The following is a 21,445-nucleotide window of genomic DNA, read 5'->3' as shown; positions in this document are numbered from 1 at the left end:
TCCGTCAGGGGGCGCGCCAGACGTTGGCGAAGGCGTCGTCCTCGATGCGCCGCCGCTGCCGTACCGCCTCGAGTTCCGTCAGGGCGTCCTCGACGGTGGCCGACACCAGCGTGAGCGCGTTCCCCTCCGCCGGGTCGGCGTCGTCGGGGGCGCCGACCGGTGCCTCCTGGATGCCGAGGGTCGCCGCCAGCGTGGCGAGGACCGGCTCGCGCACCGCCCAGCGCTCGCCCGCGCGGTGCCGGGCGGCGGAGTCGGCCCGCTCCGTCCGGCCGCCGAGCCGGGGCAGCAGCCGCCGGGGCGCTCCGGCCCGGCGGCCCTCCTCCTCCAGCGCGGTGGCGTACCGGGCGGCCAGGCCGTTGCCCCGGCGCCACAGCCAGTCCTCGACCGTCTCGTACGGCTCCTCCCGCACCAGCGAGGCGCGCGCCTCGTCCAGCAGCGGGTCCCCGGTCGGGCGCTCGCCGAACGGCACGAGCCGGTCGCCGTCCAGCGAGAGCGCCCCGGCGTCCAGGAGGTCGAGGACCTCCGCGCCGGCGAGGGCGAGCGAGAGGTCGCCCTGGGCGACGGGCCGGCTGGACGGCTCGTCCAACGCGACGATCAGCAGATCCTGTGCGGTGGTCATCCCGGCCTCCCGGTGCGGACGTCCCGGTCAGGGTAACCGGCCGGGTGCGGTCCAGGCCCGGGGACGGGACATCCCCCTAGGGGGTGTCTCGTCGGTCAGGCCGGGCTCGCGGCGTCCGGTGCCGCGCCTCGCCGCGTTGTCGTCGGTTGGCGATGCTCCGCATCGCCGCCCTCCTCCGCCTTGCGATGCACGGCACCGGGCGCCGCTCCCTGATCCGGCCTGACCGACGAGACATCCCCTAGCGCAGGGCCCACTTCTGGTTGGCGGCCCCGGTGCACGACCAGATCTGGGCGCGGGCCCCGTTGGCCGAGGAGTTGTCCGTGACGTCCAGGCACTTGTTCGCCGCGGTGTTCACCACGTCGCCGGTCGCCGCGTTGTACGACCAGCGCTGCGCGCCGGTGCCGTTGCAGTCGTAGAGCTGCACCTTGGCCCCGTCGGCGGTCGAGGCGGAGGCCACGTCGAGGCACTTGCCGAGGGCCTGGACCGAGCCGTCGGCCTGCACGGTCCAGCGCTGGGCCGCCGAGCCGTTGCAGTCGTAGAGCTGCACCGCGGTCCCGTTGGCCGTGGCGCCGCCCGCCACGTCGAGGCACTTGCCCGCCAGTCCCACGAACGCGCCGCTCTGCCCGCCCCCGCCGGACTGCGTCCCGGACCAGGTGAAGGTGGCCGACGTCCTGCCGGGCAGGGAGTAGGTGGCGTGCTGGCCGCCCCAGTTGAGCGTGACCGTGCGGGCGGAGACGGAGTCGTTGTACGCGATGAGCGCCTTGGAGCCGTCGGGGTTGCGCCAGGCGACGTTGGGCACGGCGGACGAGGCGGTGGACGCGATCCGCTGGGCGCCGGGCCGCACGAACTTCGTCAGGTGGCCCATCGTGTAGTACTCGACGGTGTAGTCGACGGTCCCGCTCGCCCCGTCCCCGTTGTGCACGGTGATCAGGCCGCTGCAGGTGCCGCAGCCCCCGTTGTGCGGGCCGCGGTTCTGGTCCACCGCGAGGGACCACTTGGTCACCGACTTCGCCCAGTTGCGGGTGTAGTCGATGATGTTGGACATGTCCTCGCGCTGCTGGTTGGCGATCCAGGTGCCGCCGGAGTGCTCGGTGCCGAAGGCGTCCAGCCCCGGGTACTGGTTGTGCACCGCGGTCTGCTTGGCGATGTCGCCGCCGTAGCCGTGCCAGGCGATGCCGCCGAAGTTGGGGTGGTTGCGCACCGCCGCGTCGTCCACGGTCTGGGCCGCGTAGGCGTCGTAGGTGTCCCAGTTCCAGTCGTGCGCGAGGACCTTGGTGGACAGGCCCGCCGCCTGGAGCTTGGGCAGCAGCTCGCTCTTGGTGAAGTACGCCAGCCCGCTCGCGTTCCAGCTCATCGACGGGTAGCCCGAGCAGCAGGTCGGCTCGTTCTGCGCGGTGACGTACGCGACCGGGACGCCCTGGTCGCGGTAGGCCTGGAGGTACTTCACGAAGTAGGAGGCGTAGGCCCCGTAGTCCTCGGCCTTCAGCCAGCCGCCGTTGAGCGAGCCGCTGTCCTTCATCCAGGCCGGCGCCGTCCACGGGGAGGCCATCACGGTCAGGGACGGGTTGAGCTGGAGCGCCTGCCGGGTCAGCGGGACGACGTCGGCCAGGTCGTGGGCGATGGAGAACTTCGCCAGGGACGGGTCGCTCTGCCCGGCCGGCACGTCGTCGTAGGTGTAGCCGAAGCGGGCCAGGTCGGACGCGCCCATGGGGTTGCGCAGGAACGACAGGCCGATGCCGTCGGTCGGGGAGAACAGCTTGCGCATCGTGGCGTCCCGGGTGGCCTGCGACAGCGCGCCGCTGCTGTTCATCAGCCAGGCCGCGGTGTCGGTGAAGGACGCGCCGCCGCCGGTGAAGGTCTGGTACCCGGTGTTCTCGTCGACGGTGATGTTCTCGCCGCCGCCCCCGGTGCCGGACTGGAAGGCGAACGGCGCCTGCGCCTGCAGGCCGCGCACCACGTGCCGTCCGGCGTCGTCGTCGGTGGTGGTGAGGTACGCGGTGACCTGTTCGCCGGAGGCGTGCGCGGCGGGGCCGGTGGCGCTCAGCCCGGCCAGGGCGAGCCCGGCCGCGAGCAGCAGCCGGAGGGTGTGGGGGGATCGTCTCATCGGTGCATGCCCTTCTGACGGGACGTCTTGACGGGTCTGCGGCGGCTTGGTTAAGTCTCGGAGGTTGTTAACTCACGATGTGATCTAAGTCATGAGTGAACTGCTCGAGCCAGAGTGAACCAGAGAGTCGAGGGAAGGTCCATGCCAAGAACCGCCCTGCTCGTCTCCACCGCCCTGTGCGCCGCACTGCTCACCCCGGCCGTGTCCCGGGCGGCCGCCGACCCGCCGGCGGTCGCCGTCGACCGCTTCGAGGGCGAGGTGCCGTTCGCCGCCCAGCCCGCCGAGGGCATCTTCACCTGGGGCGGCGACAGCGACGACCCGCCCGCCCTGCAGCTCACCGCGCGCCCCGACGCCCCCGAGGGCGAGAAGGTCCTCACCGGCACCTACGACATCAGCGGCTACGGCGGCTTCACCCACGACTTCGCCGCGGACCGGCCCGCCCACGACTGGTCCGCCCACCGGGGCGTGCGCCTGTGGTGGGAGGGCCAGGGCACCGGCAGGAAGATCGCCTTCGAGATCAAGGACGGCGGCGCCCACGGCGAGGCCTCCGAGCTGTGGACGACCTCGTTCACCGACGACTTCACCGGCTGGAAACAGGTCGAACTGCCCTTCACCGACTTCGTCTACCGCACCGACTACCAGCCCGTCGGCGGCATCGACCACGTCCTCGGGCTCACGCAGATGTGGGGCTACGCCCTCACCCTGCCCGTCGGCGTCAAGGGCCGGTTCGCCGTGGACGGCGTCGAGCTGTACGGCACCGCCGACCAGTCGCTGCGCGCCGCCGTCACCACCGACGCGGCCGTCCACCCGGTGGCGGAGGGCGGCGACGCCACCGTGCAGGTCACCCTCACCACCACCGGCGCGGCCCCCGTCGACCAGCCCGTGACGGTCGCCTACGGCACCGCGGGCGGCACCGCCCGCCCCGGCACCGACTACACCCCCGTCTCCGGCACCTTCACCTTCCCCGCGGGCACGCCCTCCGGCACCACCCGCACCGTGCGCGTCCACACCCTGAAGGACCGCTCCGCCGAGCCCGCCGAGACGATCCCGCTGAAGCTCACGGTCACGGGCGCCAAGCCGCCCGCCGAGGACCCCGAGGTCGTCGTCGACGCCCACGGACTGCCGTACCTGGACGCCAAGCTGCCCGTGCGGCGGCGCGTCGCCGACCTGCTCTCCCGGATGTCCCTGGAGGAGAAGGCCGGCCAGATGACCCAGGCGGAGCGCGGCGCCATGAGCGCACCCGGTGACATCGCGGCCTACGGCCTGGGCTCCCTGCTCTCCGGCGGCGGCTCCACGCCCACGCCCAACACCCCCGACGCCTGGGCGAAGATGATCGACGCCTTCCAGCTCCGGACCCGGGCGACCCGCTTCCAGATCCCGCTCGTCTACGGCGTCGACGCCGTCCACGGCCACAACAACCTGGCCGGCGCCACCGTCATGCCGCACAACATCGGTCTCGGCGCCACCCGCGACCCCGCCCTCGTCCAGCGCACCGGCGCGGTGACCGCGGCCGAGGTCCGCGCCACCGGCGTGCCCTGGGACTTCGCGCCCTGCCTGTGCGTCACCCGCGACGAACGCTGGGGCCGCTCCTACGAGTCCTTCGGCGAGGACCCCGCCCTCGTCGAGTCGATGGAGACGATCATCCAGGGCCTCCAGGGCCGCGCCGACGGCAGCGACCTGGACCGCGCCGACAAGGTCCTCGCCACCGCCAAGCACTTCGTCGGCGACGGCGGCACCACCTACGGCTCCTCCACCACCGGCACCTACACCATCGACCAGGGCGTCACCGAGGTCACCCGGCAGCAGCTCGAGGCCGTCCACCTCGCGCCGTACCAGGAGGCCGTCGACCGGGGCGTGGGCACCGTCATGCCGTCGTACTCCTCGCTCGACATCGCCGGCGACGGACGGGGCCCGGTCAAGATGCACGCCCGCGGCGACATGATCAACGGCGTGCTCAAGGGCCGGATGGGCTTCGACGGCTTCGTCATCAGCGACTGGAACGCCATCGACCAGCTCCCCGGCGACTACGCGGCGCACGTCCGCACCGCCGTCACCGCGGGCGTCGACATGATGATGGTCCCGTACGGCTACAAGGACTTCGCCACCACCCTGGCCGACGAGGTGCGGGCCGGACGCGTCAGCGAGCGGCGCGTCGACGACGCGGTCGCCCGGATCCTCACCCAGAAGTTCCGGCTCGGCCTGTTCGAGCACCCCTACGCCGACACCCGCGGCGCCGCCGGCATCGGCTCCGCCGCGCACCGCGCCGTCGCCCGCCGCGCGGCCGCCGAGTCGCAGGTGCTCCTGAAGAACGACGGCGGCCTGCTGCCGCTGAAGACGTCGCAGAGGGTCTACGTCGCGGGCTCCAACGCGGACGACATCGGCAACCAGTCCGGCGGCTGGACCCTGACCTGGCAGGGCTCCTCCGGCGCCGTCACCACCGGCACCACGATCCTCCAGGGCATGCGCGCGGCCGGCGGCCACGTCACCTACTCCCAGGACGCCTCCGCGCCCACGGCCGGCCACGACGTCGGCGTGGTCGTCGTCGGCGAGACCCCCTACGCCGAGGGCGTCGGCGACGTGGGCAACGGCCACGACCTGCGGCTGTCCGCCGCCGACCAGAAGGCCGTGGACACGGTGTGCGGGGCGATGAAGTGCGTGGTGCTGGTCGTCTCCGGCCGGCCCCAGCTCCTCGGCGACCGGCTCCCCGGCATCGACGCCCTGGTCGCCTCCTGGCTGCCGGGCACCGAGGGCGCGGGCGTGGCCGACGTCCTGTACGGCCGCCGCCCCTTCACCGGGCAGCTCCCCGTCACCTGGCCCAAGTCGGAGGCGCAGCTTCCGATCAACGTCGGTGACACCGCCTACGACCCGCAGTTCCCCTACGGCTGGGGCCTGACCACGCTCACCCCGGTGCCCCGGGGCGGCGCCGCCACCCTCGAGGCGCTCGCCGCTGCGGCCGAGGCCGCCGACCGCGCCGGCGCGGACCGGACCGGGGCCGCGCTGGTCGCCCGGGCCCGGCTGATCGTCCAGCAGAAGGCGGGGCAGCACATCACCGCCGCCCTCGCCCGCCCCTTCGCCGAGGCCGACCACCTGCTGCTGACCGGACACTACGGAAAGGCGGTGGACAAGCTGACCGCGGCCTACCGGGCCGCGTAGCGACCGCGCCGGGCGGTATCCGCCCGGTTTCGCGCCCTTCGGGTAGCTTCCCGATATCCGGGTAGTCCGGGGTCATGAGGCTCGCGACTCCTGCCCGAAGCGTGGGCGCGCTGCTGGCCGCGCTGGCGCTCGCCGTGCTGACCGTGCTCTCGGCGGGCGCCCCGCGCGCCGCTGCCGCCACCAGCGTCTCGCAGATCGCCGAGGCCCTGCGCGAGAGCCCGGTCTACGTCGACCCGGCCGCGTCCGCCGAGCTGTCGCAGGCGGACGCGCACGCCTTGCGGAAGCGCATCGAGGACGCCGACAAGCCCGTCTTCGTCGCCGTCCTGCCCGCCGACTACCCGACCCGGAACCTCTTCACCGACCTGCGCACCGCCACCGGCATCACCGGGGTGTACGCGATCCGCCTCGGCGACCGGTTCGACGCCCGCGCGGACTCCTCCGTGCTGCCGAACGCGGCCGTGCGCAACCTCGTGACCAGCGTCCAGGGCGACGGCGACGCGGCCACCCAGCTCACCGACTTCACCGAGCGGGCCGTGGCCCACATGGGCGGCTCGGCGCCCTCCGGCTGGGGCACCTCCGGCGGCACCGGCATCTCCACCACCGCGCTGGTCACCACCGCCGCGGTCCTGGTCGCGGGCGGCGCGGGCGCGTACGCCCTGGTCAGCCGCAACCGGCGGCGCCGCGCCCAGGAGCAGCGGGCGGCGCTGGAGCGGCTGCGGGTGGTCGTCGACGAGGACATCACCGCGTTCGGCGAGGAGCTGGACCGCCTGGAGTTCCACCCCGCAGAGCCGGGCGCCGACGACGCGATGCGTGCCGACTACGAGCACGCCCTGGACGCCTACGACCGGGCCAAGTCGGCCATGGCCGCCGCCGCCCGGCCCGAGGAGGTCCGCGCGGTCACCGAGGCGCTGGAGGACGGCCGCTTCTCGCTGGCCCGGCTGGCCGCCCGGCGCGAGCACCGGCCCCTGCCCGAGCGGCGCCCGCCGTGCTTCTTCGACCCCCGGCACGGCCCCTCGGTCACCGACGCGGTGTGGAGCCCGCCCGGCGGCGCGGCCCGCGAGGTCCCGGTGTGCGCGGCGGACGCGACCCGGCTGGCCGACGGCCGCGACCCGGCCGTGCGCGAGGTGGACAGCGACTTCGGCCGCCGCCCCTACTGGGACGCGGGCCCGGCCTACGGCCCCTGGGCGGGCGGCTACTTCGGCGGCTACGGCGGCGGTCTGCTGCCGGGCCTGCTGGTCGGCACGATGCTGGGCAGCATGATGGCCACGCCGTCCTACGCGGCCGCGTACGGCGCCGGCTACGGCGACTTCGACACCTTCGGCGGCGGCTACCAGGGCGGCGACGTCTCGGGCGCCGACTTCGATCCCGGTGACTTCGGCGACTTCGGCGGCTTCGGCGGAGGCGGCGGGGACTTCGGCGGGGGCGGGGACTTCGGCGGCGGGGGCGGCGGGGACTTCTGACACCGGCCCGGGCCGGTGCGACGACGAGCGCCCGTCCCCCCGCGGTGCGGGGAACGGGCGCTCGTCGTACTGCCGCGGGCGCAGCCGGCGTCAGGCGGCGCGGATCGCAGAGATGTCGAAGGTGAGCTTGATCTTGTCGGAGACCAGCACGCCACCCGTCTCCAGCGCGGCGTTCCAGGTCAGGCCCCAGTCGGAGCGCAGGATCTCGGCCTTGCCCTCGAAGCCGACGCGCTCGTTGCCGAACGGGTCCTTGGCGGCGCCGTTGAACTCCAGGTCGATGGTGAGCGGCCTGGTCACGCCGAGCAGGCTCAGCTCGCCGGTGATGCGGTAGTCGTCGCCGCCCAGGGCCTCCGCACCGGTGGAGCGGAAGGTCATCGTCGGGAATTCCTCGGTCTTGAAGAAGTCGGCGCTCTTCAGGTGGCCGTCGCGGTCGGCGGACCCGGTGTCGATGCTGTCCATCCGCACGTCGAGGGTGGCGGTGGAGCGCGCGGGGTCGGAGCCGTCCAGGTGCAGCGAGCCGGTGAAGTCGGTGAACTTGCCCTTCACGTTGGTGACCATGGCGTGCCGGGCGACGAAACCGATCGTGGAATGCGCCGGGTCGATCGTGTAGTCACCGGTGAGGGCGGCGAGGTCCGCGTTCACGGCGGTGGCGGGGGTCGCGGTGGTGGTCTCGCTCTTGCGGCCGAAGATGCTCATGGGGTGCTCCTTGGGGACGGGAGGGTGTTCCGTTGAATGTTCAACGACCTCAACAGGGACGACCTTAGACCTATTCCGTTCAAGATTCAACATCATCCGCAGCGTGTCGCCGTCGTGACGCGGGGTGCCCGTCAGGTGGCCTTCCGGGGAGCGGCTAGGCTCGGGGGATCACTCCACTGGGCGCCGCCCGTTCCCGTCGATTCTCCCTCGCGCGCGGTCCCGTGTCAGCGGGCTCTTTGTGTCACCCCTACAAGCGACACACCCCCTGAGCAGTCGGAAAGCCTGCATGCCGGTGGAGTTCTGTCCGGTGGTACCAGGAAAACGCTCCGGAGACTGTACGGAGTCGACGGCTCGCTTTCCTTGGTGGGCTTCGTAAGGTCACTACATGACCGTTTTGGAAGAGACGACGGGTGAGCCGACCGGGGAACCGACCGACGCGCGCGGGCGGGTGGCGGAGCTGCACGAGATCCGTGCGCAGGCGCTCGCCGGACCGAGCGAGCGGGCGACCGAGGCGCAGCACGCCAAGGGCAAGCTGACCGCCCGGGAGCGGATCGAGCTGCTGCTGGACCCCGGCTCCTTCCAGGAGGTCGAGCAGCTGCGCCGGCACCGGGCCACCGGGTTCGGCCTGGAGACCAAGAAGCCGTACACCGACGGCGTGATCACCGGCTGGGGCACGGTGGAGGGCCGCACGGTCTTCGTCTACGCCCACGACTTCCGCATCTTCGGCGGCGCGCTGGGCGAGGCCCACGCCACGAAGATCCACAAGATCATGGACATGGCCATCGCGGCCGGTGCGCCGCTGGTCTCCCTCAACGACGGCGCCGGCGCCCGCATCCAGGAGGGCGTCTCCGCCCTCGCCGGCTACGGCGGCATCTTCCAGCGCAACACCAAGGCGTCCGGCGTCATCCCGCAGATCTCGGTGATGCTCGGCCCGTGCGCGGGCGGCGCGGCCTACAGCCCCGCCCTCACCGACTTCGTCTTCATGGTCCGCGAGACCTCGCAGATGTTCATCACCGGCCCCGACGTGGTCAAGGCCGTCACCGGCGAGGAGATCACCCAGAACGGCCTCGGCGGCGCGGACGTGCACGCCGAGACGTCCGGCGTGTGCCACTTCGCCTACGACGACGAGGAGACCTGCATCGCCGAGGTGCGCTACCTCCTGTCGCTGCTGCCGCAGAACAACCGCGAGAACCCGCCGCGGGTGGAGTGCACCGACCCGGTCGACCGCCGCTCCGACACCCTGCTCGACCTGGTCCCGGCCGACGGCAACCGGCCGTACGACATGACCAAGGTCATCGAGGAGATCGTCGACGACGGCGAGTACCTGGAGGTCCACGAGCGCTGGGCGCGGAACATCATCTGCGCGCTGGCCCGCCTGGACGGCCAGGTCGTCGGCATCATCGCCAACCAGCCGCAGACCCTCGCCGGCGTCCTCGACATCGAGGCCAGCGAGAAGGCCGCGCGCTTCGTGCAGATGTGCGACGCCTTCAACATCCCGATCATCACCCTTTTGGACGTACCCGGCTTCCTGCCCGGCGTCGACCAGGAGCACGGTGGAATCATCCGGCACGGCGCCAAACTCCTCTACGCCTACTGCAACGCGACCGTGCCGAGGATCTCGCTGATCCTGCGCAAGGCGTACGGAGGTGCCTACATCGTCATGGACAGCCAGTCCATCGGTGCCGACCTCACCTACGCCTGGCCGACGAACGAGATCGCCGTGATGGGCGCCGAGGGCGCCGCCAACGTCATCTTCCGCCGGCAGATCGCCGACGCGGAGGACCCCGAGGCGATGCGGGCGCGGATGGTCAAGGAGTACAAGTCCGAGCTGATGCACCCGTACTACGCGGCCGAGCGCGGCCTGGTCGACGACGTCATCGACCCCGCCGAGACCCGCGAGGTCCTGGTCAGGTCCCTGGCGATGCTGCACAGCAAGCACGCCGACCTGCCCTCCCGCAAGCACGGCAACCCCCCGCAGTAACCGGGCGGACCCGCCGCGGCAACCCCGCGGACCCCTCTCTCACGGAGACTGACACCCATGAGCACTGCTGACATCCGCGTCGAGAAGGGCTACGCCGAGCCCGAGGAGGTCGCCGCCATCACGGCCGTCCTCCTGGCCCGCGCCGCTGCCCGTCCCTCCGAGACCCCCGCGCACCGCGGCCGTGTCAAGGCCGGCTGGCGCCGCCTGGAGCGCGAGCCCGGCTTCCGCGCCCCGCACAGCTGGCGCTGACCCCCGGCACCCGGACGACGGAAGGGCCCCTCTCCCGGTGGAGAGGGGCCCTTCCGTCGTCCGTCGTCCCGGCGCGGTGCGCCGTCCTACCGCAGGCGCGCCATCAGGGCGTGCTCGACCAGCGTGATCAGCGTCGACTTGGCGTCCGCGCGGTGGCGGGCGTCCGTGGTGATGATCGGGGTGTCGGGGCCGATCTGCAGGGCCTCGCGCACCTCGTCCGGGTTGTAGGGCTGCTGCCCGTCGAAGCCGTTGAGGGCGATGACGAAGGGCAGGCCGCTGTTCTCGAAGTAGTCGACCGCCGGGAAGCAGTCCGCCAGGCGCCGGGTGTCCACCAGGACCACCGCGCCGATGGCGCCGCGCACCAGGTCGTCCCACATGAACCAGAAGCGGTCCTGGCCGGGCGTACCGAAGAGGTACAGGATCAGGTCCTGGTCCAGGGTGATGCGGCCGAAGTCCATGGCGACCGTGGTGGTCGTCTTGTCCCCGGTGTGGGTGAGGTCGTCGATGCCCGCCGAAGCAGACGTCATGACGGCCTCCGTGCGCAGCGGGTTGATCTCCGAGACGGCGCCGACGAACGTGGTCTTGCCCACGCCGAAGCCGCCCGCCACCACGATCTTCGCGGATGTGGTGGAGCGACTCCCAGAAATCGACCCGCCGCTAGAGCTTGCGAAGTCCACTGAGCACCCTTTCGAGCAGTGTCACGTCTGGCTGGCCGCCGGCGTTCTCGTCGCCGCCGGGCTGATGGATGGCGACCAGGCCCGCCTCCGCCAAGTCGGCGACGAGGATCCTGGCCACGCCGAGGGGGATCGTGAGCAGGGCCGAGATCTCGGCCACCGACTTGATCTCACGGCACAGGTTGCAGATCCGCTGATGCTCGGGCAGCTGGCCCTGCATCTGGTGCGGAGCCGCGGTGGTGTGCACCAGCGCCTCGATGGCGAGCTGGTACCGCGGGCGGGTCCGGCCACCGGTCATGGCGTACGGACGCACCAGGGGGTTGCTGGCCGCCCCGGCGGGCGCCGGCTCGGGGGCGCGACGGTGCGGCTGCACGGGCTGGATGCGCGGTGCCTGCGGCTGGTCGTACGGCGACGGGCCGGGACCCTGGGGCGCGTACGGCTGCCGGTGGCTCGGCGCGGAGGGGAAGTTGTACGGGTTCGCCGAGCCGTCGTTCGGCCCCTGGGCGGGACCGTACGACCAGTTGCCCGAAGACGGACCGCCTGGGGGTGTTGCCACTGTCTTTCCTCCTCCGACTGTGCCTGGCACCCGTCGTGGGGTAGCCGCGTCCCGAAACATTACGGCCTCGGGACGCCAAAACGCACCGTACGTCTGTTAGTTGAGCAGGCTCCCTTGGAGCTCCGCACGAAGGTCGGGCGTCAGGACCGTGCCCGCACGGTCCACCAGGAGGGCCATCTCGTACCCAATGAGGCCGATGTCCGCCTCCGGGTGCGCCAGGACCGCGAGCGACGACCCGTCGGAGATGGACATGATGAAGAGGAATCCGCGCTCCATCTCCACAACGGTCTGGTTCACGGCGCCGCCCTCGAAGATGCGGGAGGCGCCTGCCGTGAGGGACGTCAGACCGGAGGCGACGGCCGCGAGCTGGTCGGCGCGGTCGCGGGGAAAGCCTTCGGACATCGCCAGAAGGAGTCCGTCGGCGGAGACCACCACCGTGTGGGACACCCCCGGGGTGTTGTCCACGAAGTTGGTGATCAACCAGTTCAGGTTCTGTGCCGCCTGGCTCATCGGGCTCACACTAACGCTCCTGGTTGTAGGTGCTGTCAGGACCGAAGCCCTGGCCGTTCGTTTCACTGCCTGCGGTGCGGCCTCGCTGGACGCCGCGGCGCAGGTTGCTCAGCCTGCCCCGGACGTCCTCCGGGGCGCGGGAGACCTGTGGGCCTCCCTGGGGGGTGTTCTCGGCGGCGCCCTCGACCAGGTTGGCCTTGGGCACCCGCCGCGGCAGGCCGGAGGAGGTGACCCCGCCCGCCTTGGGCTTGCGCAGCTGCGCGGCCTGCTGCCAGCGCTCGTCGTTCGCCGAACGCCAGGCGCTGTCGCCGCCGTTGCCGTCCTGAGCGGGAGCCGGCGCTTCCTGGTGCACGGGCCGCTGGGCGCCGTTCGAACCGTTCGCCGCGAAGCCTCCGCGGCGGGGAAGTCCGGCGTCGGTCAGCTCGTGGCCGGCGGAGGGGGCCGGTCCCGGACGGTCGAAGCCTACGCGGTCCTGCTCGGCCGCGTCAGCGGCCTGCGCGGATTCCGCTTCCGGAGCGTACTGGTCCGGGTAGCCGTTGCGGTAGCCGGTCTGCTGCGGCCAGTCGTCCTGGTAGGACCGCTCGTCGTAGCCGTTCGCGCCGTCCTGGGCGCTCGCCGGCTGCGCGGCCCGCTCCCCCTGCGCTGGCTCCGCATAGCCCTGCTCGGGGTAGGAGCCGTTCGCGGCGAAGCCGTCGCCGTGGGAGGAGCCGTGGGAGGAGAAGGTGTCGCCGCGGCCGTCCGTGCCGCCGCCGGCGAACGGGTCGGAGAAGGACTCGTTCTGCGGCAGGCCGCCGTTGGGCGCGTAGTACTGCTCGTCGTACGACGTCTGCTGGTCGTAGCCGTGCTGCGGGGCGGCCGGTTCGGCGTAGCCGGTGGCGCCGCCCTCGTAGGAGGCGTTCTGCGGGGCGTCGTAGCCGTTCTGCGCGCTCTCGTAGCCGCCGCGCGCACCGTCGTACGGCGAGCCGTGGCCGTCGAAACCGTCGTCGAAGCCGTCGCCGTACCCGGACCGCTCCTGGTCCTGCCGGTCGGGCTCGGCGGGCGCCTGGGACTCCAGGGCCGCGCGGCGCTCCTCGCGCATCAGGGACCGGCCCACCGGGTCCAGGTCGCGCAGGTCGTCGGGCACCTCGGTGTAGCGGCTGTCGTCGAAGCCGAGTTCGGCGGCCGTCCGCATCGGCTGGGCGAAGTTCTCGCCGCCGTACTGCTGCTCCGGGATGATCTGCGAGACCGTGAACTCGTCCCGCACGGCCGGTTCGCCACCGCCGCCGTGGGTGATCGCGTCCGGCAGCATGACCAGCGAGGTGGTGCCGGCCTGCTCGCCCGAGGGGCGGAGCTGGACCCGGATGCCGTGCCGGTCGGACAGCCGGCCGACCACGAACAGGCCCATGCGCTGCGAGATCGCGGCGTCCACGGTCGGCGGGTTGGCCAGCTTGTGGTTGATGTCCGCGAAGTCCTCGGCCGTCAGGCCGATGCCCTTGTCGTGGATCTCGATCATGACGCGGCCGTCGGGCAGCCGGGTCGCGGTGACGCGGACCTTGGTCTGCGGCGAGGAGAACGTGGTGGCGTTCTCCAGCAGCTCGGCCAGCAGGTGCACGAGGTCGGTCACGGCGCGGCCGTGGATCTCCGCCTCCGGCACGCCGGACAGCTCGATGCGCTCGTACTGCTCCACCTCGGAGGAGGCGGCGCGCAGCACGTCGACCAGCGGGACCGGCTGGTCCCAGCGGCGGCCGGGCTCCTCACCGGCGAGGACCAGCAGGTTCTCGCCGTTGCGGCGCATACGGGTCGCGAGGTGGTCCAGCTTGAAGAGGTTCTCGAGCTGGTCGGGGTCGGCCTCGTTGTTCTCCAGGTCGGTGATCAGGGTGAGCTGGCCCTCGATCAGCGACTGGTTGCGGCGCGAGAGGTTGGTGAAGATCGCGTTGATGTTGCCCCGCAGCAGGGCCTGCTCCGCGGCGAGCCGGACGGCCTCGCGGTGGACCTGGTCGAAGGCGCGGGCGACCTCGCCGATCTCGTCCGTGGTGGTGATCGGGATGGGCGCGACCCGGGTGTCGACCCGGCCGGGGTCGGTGCGCGAGAGCTGGTCGACCAGCATCGGCAGGCGCTGCTCGGCGATGCCGAAGGCCGCGTTGCGGAGCTGGCGCATCGACCGCGACATCTGCCGCGCGACCGCGCCGGCCAGGATGAACGCCAGCAGCAGCGCGACCACGACGGCCGCACCGGTGATGAGGGCGGAGGTCTTGGCGTCGGCGGCGATGTCCGAGGCCTCGGTCACCGCCTTGTCGGCCATGTCCGACTCGATCTGCCGGTAGGCCGTGTACTTGAGGGTGGTGACCGCCCACCAGTTCTCGGGCGTGATGCCCTGCGTGGCGAGCGCGGCGCGCTCCGCGGCGTCCGTGCTGGTCAGCCCCGACATGCCGGCGACCATCAGGGCCGGGTCGGAGGGCGGCGGCACGTAGTCGGGGTCCTTGGACTTGGCCTCCTGGGCCTGGGCCGCGGCCTGCGACTTCATCTTGGTCTGCAGGTCGGTGAGCTTCTGCGCGTCCTGCTCGGTGCCACCGCCGATGTACTCCTCGACGGCGATGCCCTCGAGGTAGGCGTACGAGGAGAGCGCCACCCGCTGCTTGGCGAGGTCGGCCTTGGTGGGGCCGGGCTTGACCAGCAGGTGCGTGCCGATCGAGCGGTCCAGGGAGAGCGCGGCCTTGGTCAGCGAGATCGCGTAGACGGTACGGCCGTAGGAGGTGATGTTGCCGGTGCCCAGACCGAGTTCGTTGGCGAACTCCATCAGCGGGTGGGCGACCTGGACGTAGCCCTCCTCGGTCTCCACGCCCTTGAGGTTGGTGGTGTAGGCGGCGGTGCGCAGCGCCTGCAGCTTGGGCTCGACCTCGCGGAAGAGCTTCAGGCGGCGCTCCAGACCCGCCTTGGGGGGCATGTTCTGCGCGGCCACGTTGAAGGCGTCCGCCGCCTTGTCGGTCGCCTCGCGGGCGCCCTTGACGGTCGCGTCGTCCTTGCCGGCGCCCTTGAGCAGCGGGGCGGCGGTGGTGTCGCGCTCGTTGTAGAGGGCATCGGCGTAGGTGAGGGAGGCCTGCACCAGGCGCGCGGTGTTCTCCGCGTCCTCCGCTTCCTGCCAGGTGTCGATCGAGTTCTTCACCTGGAAGCCGCCCATGACCAGGCCGACCAGCACGGGTATGAGCAGGATCGCGTTCAGCCGGGTGGGCACCCGCCAGTTGCGCGGGGAGAGCCGGCCGCCGCTCGGTGCGGGCGCGGCCGACGGCACCGAACCGGGCACGGGGGCGGGCGCCGCTCCGCGCGGCGGCGGGGTGAAGTTGCCCCGGGCCGCGGGCTCGGGACTTTTCTTGCTTCGCCTCACTCGACCAACAACCTCTCGGCGGTCGGCACCATCGTCGTGCCGCAGTCTCTCAGAGCCCGGTCAGCCATCGACCATGAGTACGTCATTGACTATTGGGCAGTTCAGGCATTCCAGCACGTCAACCAGTGCTGTTCCAAACACTCGGATGAGTCGATTCCGCGTGATGTAAGTCCCAGATAAAACGGTCATAAAGAGCGAGCCCCGCCAAAAGACGGGGCCGTCGTGCGCGCAGCGAGACCGAACGACCGCGCGGTGTGGTGGTCTCGGCCGATTCCTCTGCCGAAACGTTATGAACACCGGAGCCGACCGTGTCAAAGGCCACAGTCGGCTCCGATTTGTCTACGGCAACTGCCGTACGCGAGGGACGACTTGAGCGTTACCTCAGCCGGGCCATCAGGGCGTGCTCCACCAGCGTGATCAGCGCACTCTTCGCGTCGGCGCGGTGCCGGGCGTCCGTCGTGATGATCGGGGTGTCCGGACCGATCTGCAGCGCCTCGCGCACCTCGTCGGGCGAGTAGGGCTGCTGCCCGTCGAAGCCGTTGAGGGCGATGACGAAGGGCAGGCCGCTGTTCTCGAAGTAGTCCACCGCCGGGAAGCAGTCCGCCAGGCGCCGGGTGTCCACGAGCACCACCGCGCCGATGGCGCCGCGCACCAGGTCGTCCCACATGAACCAGAAGCGGTCCTGGCCCGGGGTGCCGAACAGGTACAGGATCAGGTCCTGGTCCAGGGTGATGCGGCCGAAGTCCATGGCGACCGTGGTGGTCGTCTTGTCCCCGGTGTGGGTGAGGTCGTCGATCCCCGCGCTCGCGGAGGTCATCACGGCCTCCGTGCGCAGCGGGTTGATCTCCGAGACGGCACCCACGAACGTGGTCTTGCCCACGCCGAAGCCACCCGCCACCACGATCTTCGCGGAGGTGGTGGCCCGCCCTCCGTCAGAGCTTGCGAAGTCCACTGAGCACCCTTTCGAGCAGCGTCACGTCCGGTGCGCCGCCGTTGTTCTCGTCGCCACCCGGCTGGTGGACGGCGACCAGGCCGGCCTCGGCGAGGTCCGCGACCAGGATCCGCGCCACGCCGAGCGGCATGGCGAGCAGCGCCGACACCTCGGCCACCGACTTGACCTCACGGCACAGGTGGCAGATGCGCTGGTGCTCGGGAAGCAGTCCCATGAGCGCTGCCGGGTCGGCCGTGGTGCTGATCAGCGCCTCGATGGCGAGCTGGTAGCGCGGCCGGGTCCGGCCACCGGTCATCGCGTACGGACGCACCAGCGGCTGGTCGCCCTCGTCCCCGTACGGCTCGGCGTACGGATCATGATGGGCGGTGGGCGGGGTCATGAATCCTCCGGGCGGGACAGCAAGTCTCGGTCAGTCGTGCCGTCTGACGGGGCCGTGGGGGGATTGTGGCGGCCGGACGGTGATTTGGTGAGGCGGGTGGATCCGGAAGCGGTCAGTGGAGCAGACTGCCTTGCAGTTCGGCGCGCAGGTCGGGCGTGAGCACGGCGCCCGCGCGGTCGACGAGCAGTGCCATCTCGTAGCCGACGAGGCCGATGTCGCACTCGGGGTGCGCGAGGACGGCGAGGGACGAGCCGTCCGAGACGGACATGAGGAAGAGGAATCCTCGTTCCATCTCGACGACGGTCTGCGCCACGTTGCCGCCCTCGAAGATCCGGGAGGCCCCGGCCGTCAGCGACGTCAGGCCCGAGGCCACGGCCGCCAACTGGTCTGCGCGGTCGCGGGGGAAGCCCTCCGACATCGCCAGCAGCAGACCGTCGGCGGACACGACGACGGTGTGGGACACCCCCGGGGTGTTGTCCACGAAGTTCGTGATCAACCAGTTGAGGTTCTGTGCCGCCTGGCTCATCTGGCTCAACTAACGCTCCTGCTGGTGAGTGGGGCTGGGGAAGCTGCCCGTCTGGCCGTTGCCGGCCTGACGACCCTGCGCGATGCCCCGACGGAGATTGGTCAGCCGCCCGCGCACGTCGTCAGGCGCACGCGAGACCTGCGGACCGGCTTGGTGCTGTTGCTGCTGAGCCGTCCCCGGGACGAGGTTCGCCCGGGGCACCCGGCGTGGCAGGCCGGAGGTGGTGACACCACCCGCGGCCGGCTGCCGGACCCGCTCCGCCTGCCGCACGAGCTCGTCGTTGGGCGAGGTGCGCCAGGAGGCCGAAGCGGGACGCTGGGGGGCAGCCGGGGCCTGCGGCTGCTGGGGGACCTGCGGCGCCTGGGGGGCCGCGCCGGGGGCGTCGCCCTGCTGCCCACCGCGGAACCAGTTGGTCTCCAGGGTGTCGTACAGCGGGGTACGGCCGTCGCCCGGACCCTGGGCCGGGGGCAGCGCCTCCGGCTCGGGGCGGACCGGCCGCTGCGGGGCGAAGCCGCCCGGGCCCTGGGGCTGCTCGAACCGGCCCGTGGCGGACGGGTCCTGGCGCTCGGGCAGGGCGTGCCGGCCGGTGGCCGACGGGTCCTGGCCCGGCACGGGGAACTGCCCGGTGGAGCCGTTGTCGTACGCCTGCGGGGCGGTGAACCGGCCCGGGCCCGCCGGGGCGTTCGGCGCCGGGGCGCCGAAGACGTCGGAGCGGACGAACCCGTTCGCCGACCCGTCCGTGCGGGCGGGGACCTGCGGGGTGCGGCCCGCGTCCGGACGGCCGCCCGGGACCGGGAACTGCCCGGTCTGCTGCGGTCCGCCCACCGGCGGGAACGGCCCGGTGCCCTGCGGACGGGCGAACTGGCCCGTGTTCTGGCCGCCGTTCGCACCCGGACGGCCGTAGTCGCCCTGGGGAGCCTGGCGTTCGTCGATGCGGGGGAGCTCCGAGGTGGAGCCGGGACCCTGCCGGTCGTCGATGCGCGGGAGCTGCGAGGTGCGGGCGACGTCCGGCTCGTCGTGGCCGCGCGGGGCGTCCAGCGCACCGCGGCCGACCTGCGGCTGGGCGTTCTCGTCACCCCAGCTCGGCACGCGCTGCTGGGCGTTGCCGCCGGGCAGCTCGGCCCGGGGACCGCCGGGAAGCTGCGGCCGGCGGCCGCGGCCGGGGCGCCCGGCGCCCTCGGTGCCGCGCTGCGGCGGCACGGGACCCCGCCCGCCGAACATGTCCTGTCCCTGACCGCCCTGACCGCCCTGACCGCCCTGACCGCCCTGACCGTTCTGGCCGGACGCCTGGAGGCCCTGCGGGGCGGCCGGGGCCTGCCCGCCGAAGCCGGCACCCGCGCCGGCCGGCGCCGGGCGGCCCTGCTGCGGGCCCTGCGGACCGCGGCCGTTGCCCTGACCCGCGCCGGGAGCACCGTCGCGGCCGGGCAGCGCGGCCCGGGGACCCTGGCCGGCGGCCAGCCGGCCCGCGCCCGCGGGACCGGAGCCGAGGGCACCGCCCTGCGCGGGGGTGCCCCCGAGGGCACCGCCGGACTGGGACTGGCGGCGTGCGGCGGCGGCACCGGCGGCGGCCTGCGCGGCGGCGGGACCGCCGGAGGCACCGCCCTGGCCCGGCTTGGGCTGCGGCTTCTTGCCGCCCTGGGCGACGTCCACGGGCAGCATGACCAGCGCGGTCGTACCGCCGGAGTCGGACGGGCGGAGCTGGATGCGGATGCCGTGGCGCTGCGACAGACGGCCGACCACGAACAGACCCATGCGGCGGGAGACCGAGACGTCCACGGTGGGCGGCGACGCCAGCCGCTCGTTGATCGCGGCGAGGTCCTCGGGGGAGAGGCCGATGCCGGTGTCGTGGATCTCGATCAGGACCCGGCCGTCGGGCAGGGCGTGACCGGTGACCTTGACCTTGGTCTGCGGCGAGGAGAACGAGGTCGCGTTCTCCAGCAGCTCGGCGAGCAGGTGCACGAGGTCGTTGACCACGCGGCCGGCGACCTCGGTCGTCGGCACGGAGGCCAGCTCGATGCGCTCGTACTGCTCCACCTCGGACGCGGCGGCGCGGAGCACGTCGACCAGCGGGACCGGACGGGTCCACCGGCGGCCGGGCTCCTCACCCGCGAGGACGAGGAGGTTCTCACCGTTACGGCGCATGCGGGTCGCGAGGTGGTCGAGCTTGAACAGCGAGGAGAGCTGGTCGGGGTCGGCCTCGCGGGACTCCAGCTCGGAGATGAGCGAGAGCTGGCGCTGGATGAGGCCCTGGGAGCGGCGCGAGAGGTTGGTGAACATCGCGTTGACGTTGCCCCGCAGCAGGGCCTGCTCGGCGGCGAGGCGGACCGCCTCGCGGTGCACGTCGTCGAAGGCCGCGGCCACCTGGCCGATCTCGTCCCGGGAGTGCACACCGACCGACTCCACGGAGGTGTCGACGTCCTGCGGGTCGGCCTCGGAGAGCTGCTTGACCAGCTCGGGCAGGCGGTCCTGGGCGACCTTGGTCGCGGTCTCCTGGAGCCGGCGCAGTGAGCGGATCATGGACCGGGCGACGATGAAGGCGCCGACCAGCGAGACACCGAGCACGAGCAGGATCAGCGCACCCGAGATGATCGCCTCGCGCTCGGACTCGGCGCGGAGCTGACGGGCCTTCTGCTCCATGTCCTCGAGCAGCGTGTGCTCGATGTTCTTCATCTGGCTGATCTTGGTGCCGCTGGCGTCGAGCCAGTCCTTCCAGGACCGGCGGTCCAGCGACTGCAGACCGCTGGCCGAGGCGAACGCGCGGTTGGCGTACTTGTCGGCCTGCAGGATGGTCGCGTTGTTCTGCAGGATCGGGCGCAGCAGTTCCTCGGCGCCCGAGTCGCCGTAGATGCTGCGGAAGATGGCGAGCTCGGAGTCCTCGCTCTCGAGCGCCATCTCGCCGTAGGTCCGGTCGTTGTCGGAGAGCTTGCCGGCCGAATCGTCGTTGGACGGCAGCGCCGAGGCGAGCACGGCGCGCTGCATCGACGAGTACTCCTTGGCGGCGGAGAAGGCCGCCAGGGCGCGGGTGCGCTGGATCATGTCCGGGTTGCTGGTGGCCTCGGCCATGTCCTGGGACAGGTCGACCAGCCGGCTGATCAGACGGTGGTAGCCCTCGACCGTCTGCATCGCGTTGCCCTCGGCGGCGTACGCGGTGTTGCGGATCTTGGCCAGGGTGCCGAGGTCGCTGACCAGGCCGACGATGTTGTCGCGGACGCCCTGGAGGTTGCCGTCCTTGCTGGAGGTGTCGATCGCCTCGGAGGCGTCGACGAAGGCGGCGAGGGTCTCGTCGGTCTTGTCGCGCACCCCCTTGACGTCTTCCAGGCGCGAGCTGTGCGACAGCACACCGGCGGACTGGTCGCGCTCGGTCTGCAGCGCGGTGGCCAGCTCGGTGGCCTGCTTGGTCATCTCCGTCAGCAGCTTCATGTTGTCGAGCTGCTGGATGTCCTCCATCGACTGGTCGATGCGCAGCGCGCCCAGCGAGGTGGCCGCGACCACGGGGAGGGTCAGCAGGGCCACCAGGCGCGTGGAGATGCGCCAGTTGCGCAGCGCGACGCGGGGACCAGGGTCGGTGGCACCCTTGGGCGGCTTGACCGGGGGTATGGGGGCACCGGTGCCCGAGGAGCCCGCGCCGGCGGTCCCACCGGAGCGGCCGGAGGACCCGGAGGTGGCCGACGAGGCGGTCGCGCCGGGGCGCCCGGGGCGGTCACCGCCGTCACCGGACGGGGCCGGGCCCGGGTTCTGGGCGTGCGGGGGCGAGGAGCTGACGGCCATGGGGCCGGTCCCGCCGTGCGGCTCCGGCTCCGCCGGAGCGCTGCCATCCCTCTTGAAACGTCCCTGCACTAGCGTCGCAACCTCTGGACCAGGCGCCCCTCCGCGTGAACGGAAGGACGGTGTCGGCGTCTTGAGGGGCGCCCTGAATACGCCCCCCGGTGGTCGTGAGTGACCCGGCGCAGGTTCCCCCTTCTCGCCGCCACTCGGCGCTGGTGTGCGCCCCCTGCGCGCCGGCTCGATCCTGCGGCGGTCCGTGGAATTCCAGCACAGTGCAGGATCTCCAACAAGGTGTGTTGGCCGGGCTGTGACATCTGTGACACGCCGTGAGGGGCGGGTCACCGCTCGTGGAAGGTGTTCCCGCCGATAGCGGACAGACCTGGGCGTTTCGGTGAGAGGCGCCGCGTGTCCCAGTCGCCATGATCAGGAGCGGAATGGTGGCTTCAGGGGCTCAATGTCC

At 72.2% G+C, this 21,445-nt stretch carries 15 protein-coding genes; 4 read left to right on the top strand and 11 right to left on the bottom strand.

What is annotated here, in order from left to right; translation table 11 throughout:
- Positions 1–4: 4 nt before the first annotated feature.
- Together E4U92_RS31655 and E4U92_RS31650 are read right to left on the bottom strand one after the other, a co-directional pair.
- A complete protein-coding gene (locus E4U92_RS31655; RefSeq protein WP_137303862.1) occupies positions 5–619 on the bottom strand; it encodes a GOLPH3/VPS74 family protein in 615 nt (204 codons plus the stop codon).
- Positions 620–857: 238 nt separating this feature from the next.
- Positions 858–2,723 carry a lectin gene (locus tag E4U92_RS31650; protein ID WP_137303861.1) on the bottom strand — a complete coding sequence of 622 codons (1,866 nt, stop codon included), beginning with the start codon at positions 2,721–2,723 and terminating at the stop codon, positions 858–860.
- 141 nt (positions 2,724–2,864) lie between these two features.
- Here E4U92_RS31650 and E4U92_RS31645 point away from each other — a divergent pair, with 141 nt between their 5' ends.
- Together E4U92_RS31645 and E4U92_RS31640 are read left to right on the top strand one after the other, a co-directional pair.
- A complete protein-coding gene (locus tag E4U92_RS31645; RefSeq protein ID WP_137303860.1) occupies positions 2,865–5,876 on the top strand; it encodes a glycoside hydrolase family 3 protein in 3,012 nt (1,003 codons plus the stop codon).
- A 74-nt stretch (positions 5,877–5,950) separates the two neighbouring features.
- On the top strand, positions 5,951–7,336 hold the full coding sequence (locus E4U92_RS31640) for a hypothetical protein (protein WP_137303859.1): 1,386 nt from the start codon (positions 5,951–5,953) through the stop codon (positions 7,334–7,336).
- A gap of 90 nt (positions 7,337–7,426) precedes the next feature.
- Here the strand turns inward: E4U92_RS31640 and E4U92_RS31635 are convergent, their stop codons facing one another.
- Positions 7,427–8,032 carry a YceI family protein gene (locus E4U92_RS31635; protein WP_137303858.1) on the bottom strand — a complete coding sequence of 202 codons (606 nt, stop codon included), beginning with the start codon at positions 8,030–8,032 and terminating at the stop codon, positions 7,427–7,429.
- Between the two features lie 448 nt (positions 8,033–8,480).
- On the opposite strand from E4U92_RS31635, the gene E4U92_RS31630 reads away from it, so the two are divergent.
- A complete protein-coding gene (locus E4U92_RS31630; protein WP_174864104.1) occupies positions 8,481–10,013 on the top strand; it encodes an acyl-CoA carboxylase subunit beta in 1,533 nt (510 codons plus the stop codon).
- Between the two features lie 57 nt (positions 10,014–10,070).
- Positions 10,071–10,262 carry an acyl-CoA carboxylase subunit epsilon gene (locus E4U92_RS31625; RefSeq protein WP_137303856.1) on the top strand — a complete coding sequence of 64 codons (192 nt, stop codon included), beginning with the start codon at positions 10,071–10,073 and terminating at the stop codon, positions 10,260–10,262.
- Between the two features lie 86 nt (positions 10,263–10,348).
- Here E4U92_RS31625 and E4U92_RS31620 read toward each other — a convergent pair whose 3' ends face one another.
- From E4U92_RS31620 to E4U92_RS31585, 8 genes are all read right to left on the bottom strand, one after another.
- Positions 10,349–10,939, bottom strand: coding sequence for a GTP-binding protein (locus E4U92_RS31620; protein ID WP_067238932.1), 591 nt, complete (start codon positions 10,937–10,939; stop codon positions 10,349–10,351).
- Entirely contained in the window at positions 10,920–11,492 is a 573-nt protein-coding gene (locus E4U92_RS31615) for a DUF742 domain-containing protein (RefSeq protein ID WP_137303855.1), read from the bottom strand. The genes E4U92_RS31620 and E4U92_RS31615 overlap by 20 nt, the downstream gene beginning before the upstream one ends.
- A gap of 96 nt (positions 11,493–11,588) precedes the next feature.
- Positions 11,589–12,002, bottom strand: coding sequence for a roadblock/LC7 domain-containing protein (locus E4U92_RS31610; RefSeq protein WP_067239279.1), 414 nt, complete (start codon positions 12,000–12,002; stop codon positions 11,589–11,591).
- A gap of 10 nt (positions 12,003–12,012) precedes the next feature.
- Positions 12,013–15,363: a nitrate- and nitrite sensing domain-containing protein gene (locus tag E4U92_RS31605; RefSeq protein ID WP_137303854.1), complete on the bottom strand. Its 3,351-nt coding sequence runs from the start codon at positions 15,361–15,363 to the stop codon at positions 12,013–12,015.
- 376 nt (positions 15,364–15,739) lie between these two features.
- On the bottom strand, positions 15,740–16,315 hold the full coding sequence (locus E4U92_RS31600) for a GTP-binding protein (protein ID WP_009190815.1): 576 nt from the start codon (positions 16,313–16,315) through the stop codon (positions 15,740–15,742).
- Positions 16,296–16,694, bottom strand: coding sequence for a DUF742 domain-containing protein (locus E4U92_RS31595; RefSeq protein WP_137303853.1), 399 nt, complete (start codon positions 16,692–16,694; stop codon positions 16,296–16,298). The genes E4U92_RS31600 and E4U92_RS31595 overlap by 20 nt, the downstream gene beginning before the upstream one ends.
- 112 nt (positions 16,695–16,806) lie before the next feature.
- Complete coding sequence (locus tag E4U92_RS31590; protein ID WP_003973453.1) at positions 16,807–17,220, bottom strand: roadblock/LC7 domain-containing protein; 414 nt, start codon at positions 17,218–17,220, stop codon at positions 16,807–16,809.
- 9 nt (positions 17,221–17,229) lie between these two features.
- Entirely contained in the window at positions 17,230–21,057 is a 3,828-nt protein-coding gene (locus E4U92_RS31585) for a sensor histidine kinase (RefSeq protein WP_137303852.1), read from the bottom strand.
- Between the last annotated feature and the right edge of the window lie 388 nt (positions 21,058–21,445).

Origin of the sequence: Streptomyces galbus (assembly GCF_005280195.1) — a bacterium.
Classification (GTDB): domain Bacteria; phylum Actinomycetota; class Actinomycetes; order Streptomycetales; family Streptomycetaceae; genus Streptomyces; species Streptomyces galbus.
This window is presented reverse-complemented; position numbering and strand designations above follow the sequence as displayed.

What these genes read in the sequence shown, in the direction of transcription:
- E4U92_RS31625 (WP_137303856.1), top strand. Translation starts at nt 10,071, where the DNA reads ATGAGCACTGCTGACATCCGCGTCGAGAAGGGCTACGCCGAGCCCGAG.
- E4U92_RS31645 (WP_137303860.1), top strand. Translation starts at nt 2,865, where the DNA reads ATGCCAAGAACCGCCCTGCTCGTCTCCACCGCCCTGTGCGCCGCACTG.
- E4U92_RS31650 (WP_137303861.1), bottom strand. Translation starts at nt 2,723, where the DNA reads ATGAGACGATCCCCCCACACCCTCCGGCTGCTGCTCGCGGCCGGGCTC.
- E4U92_RS31640 (WP_137303859.1), top strand. Translation starts at nt 5,951, where the DNA reads ATGAGGCTCGCGACTCCTGCCCGAAGCGTGGGCGCGCTGCTGGCCGCG.
- E4U92_RS31595 (WP_137303853.1), bottom strand. Translation starts at nt 16,694, where the DNA reads ATGACCCCGCCCACCGCCCATCATGATCCGTACGCCGAGCCGTACGGG.
- E4U92_RS31655 (WP_137303862.1), bottom strand. Translation starts at nt 619, where the DNA reads ATGACCACCGCACAGGATCTGCTGATCGTCGCGTTGGACGAGCCGTCC.
- E4U92_RS31610 (WP_067239279.1), bottom strand. Translation starts at nt 12,002, where the DNA reads ATGAGCCAGGCGGCACAGAACCTGAACTGGTTGATCACCAACTTCGTG.
- E4U92_RS31590 (WP_003973453.1), bottom strand. Translation starts at nt 17,220, where the DNA reads ATGAGCCAGGCGGCACAGAACCTCAACTGGTTGATCACGAACTTCGTG.
- E4U92_RS31635 (WP_137303858.1), bottom strand. Translation starts at nt 8,032, where the DNA reads ATGAGCATCTTCGGCCGCAAGAGCGAGACCACCACCGCGACCCCCGCC.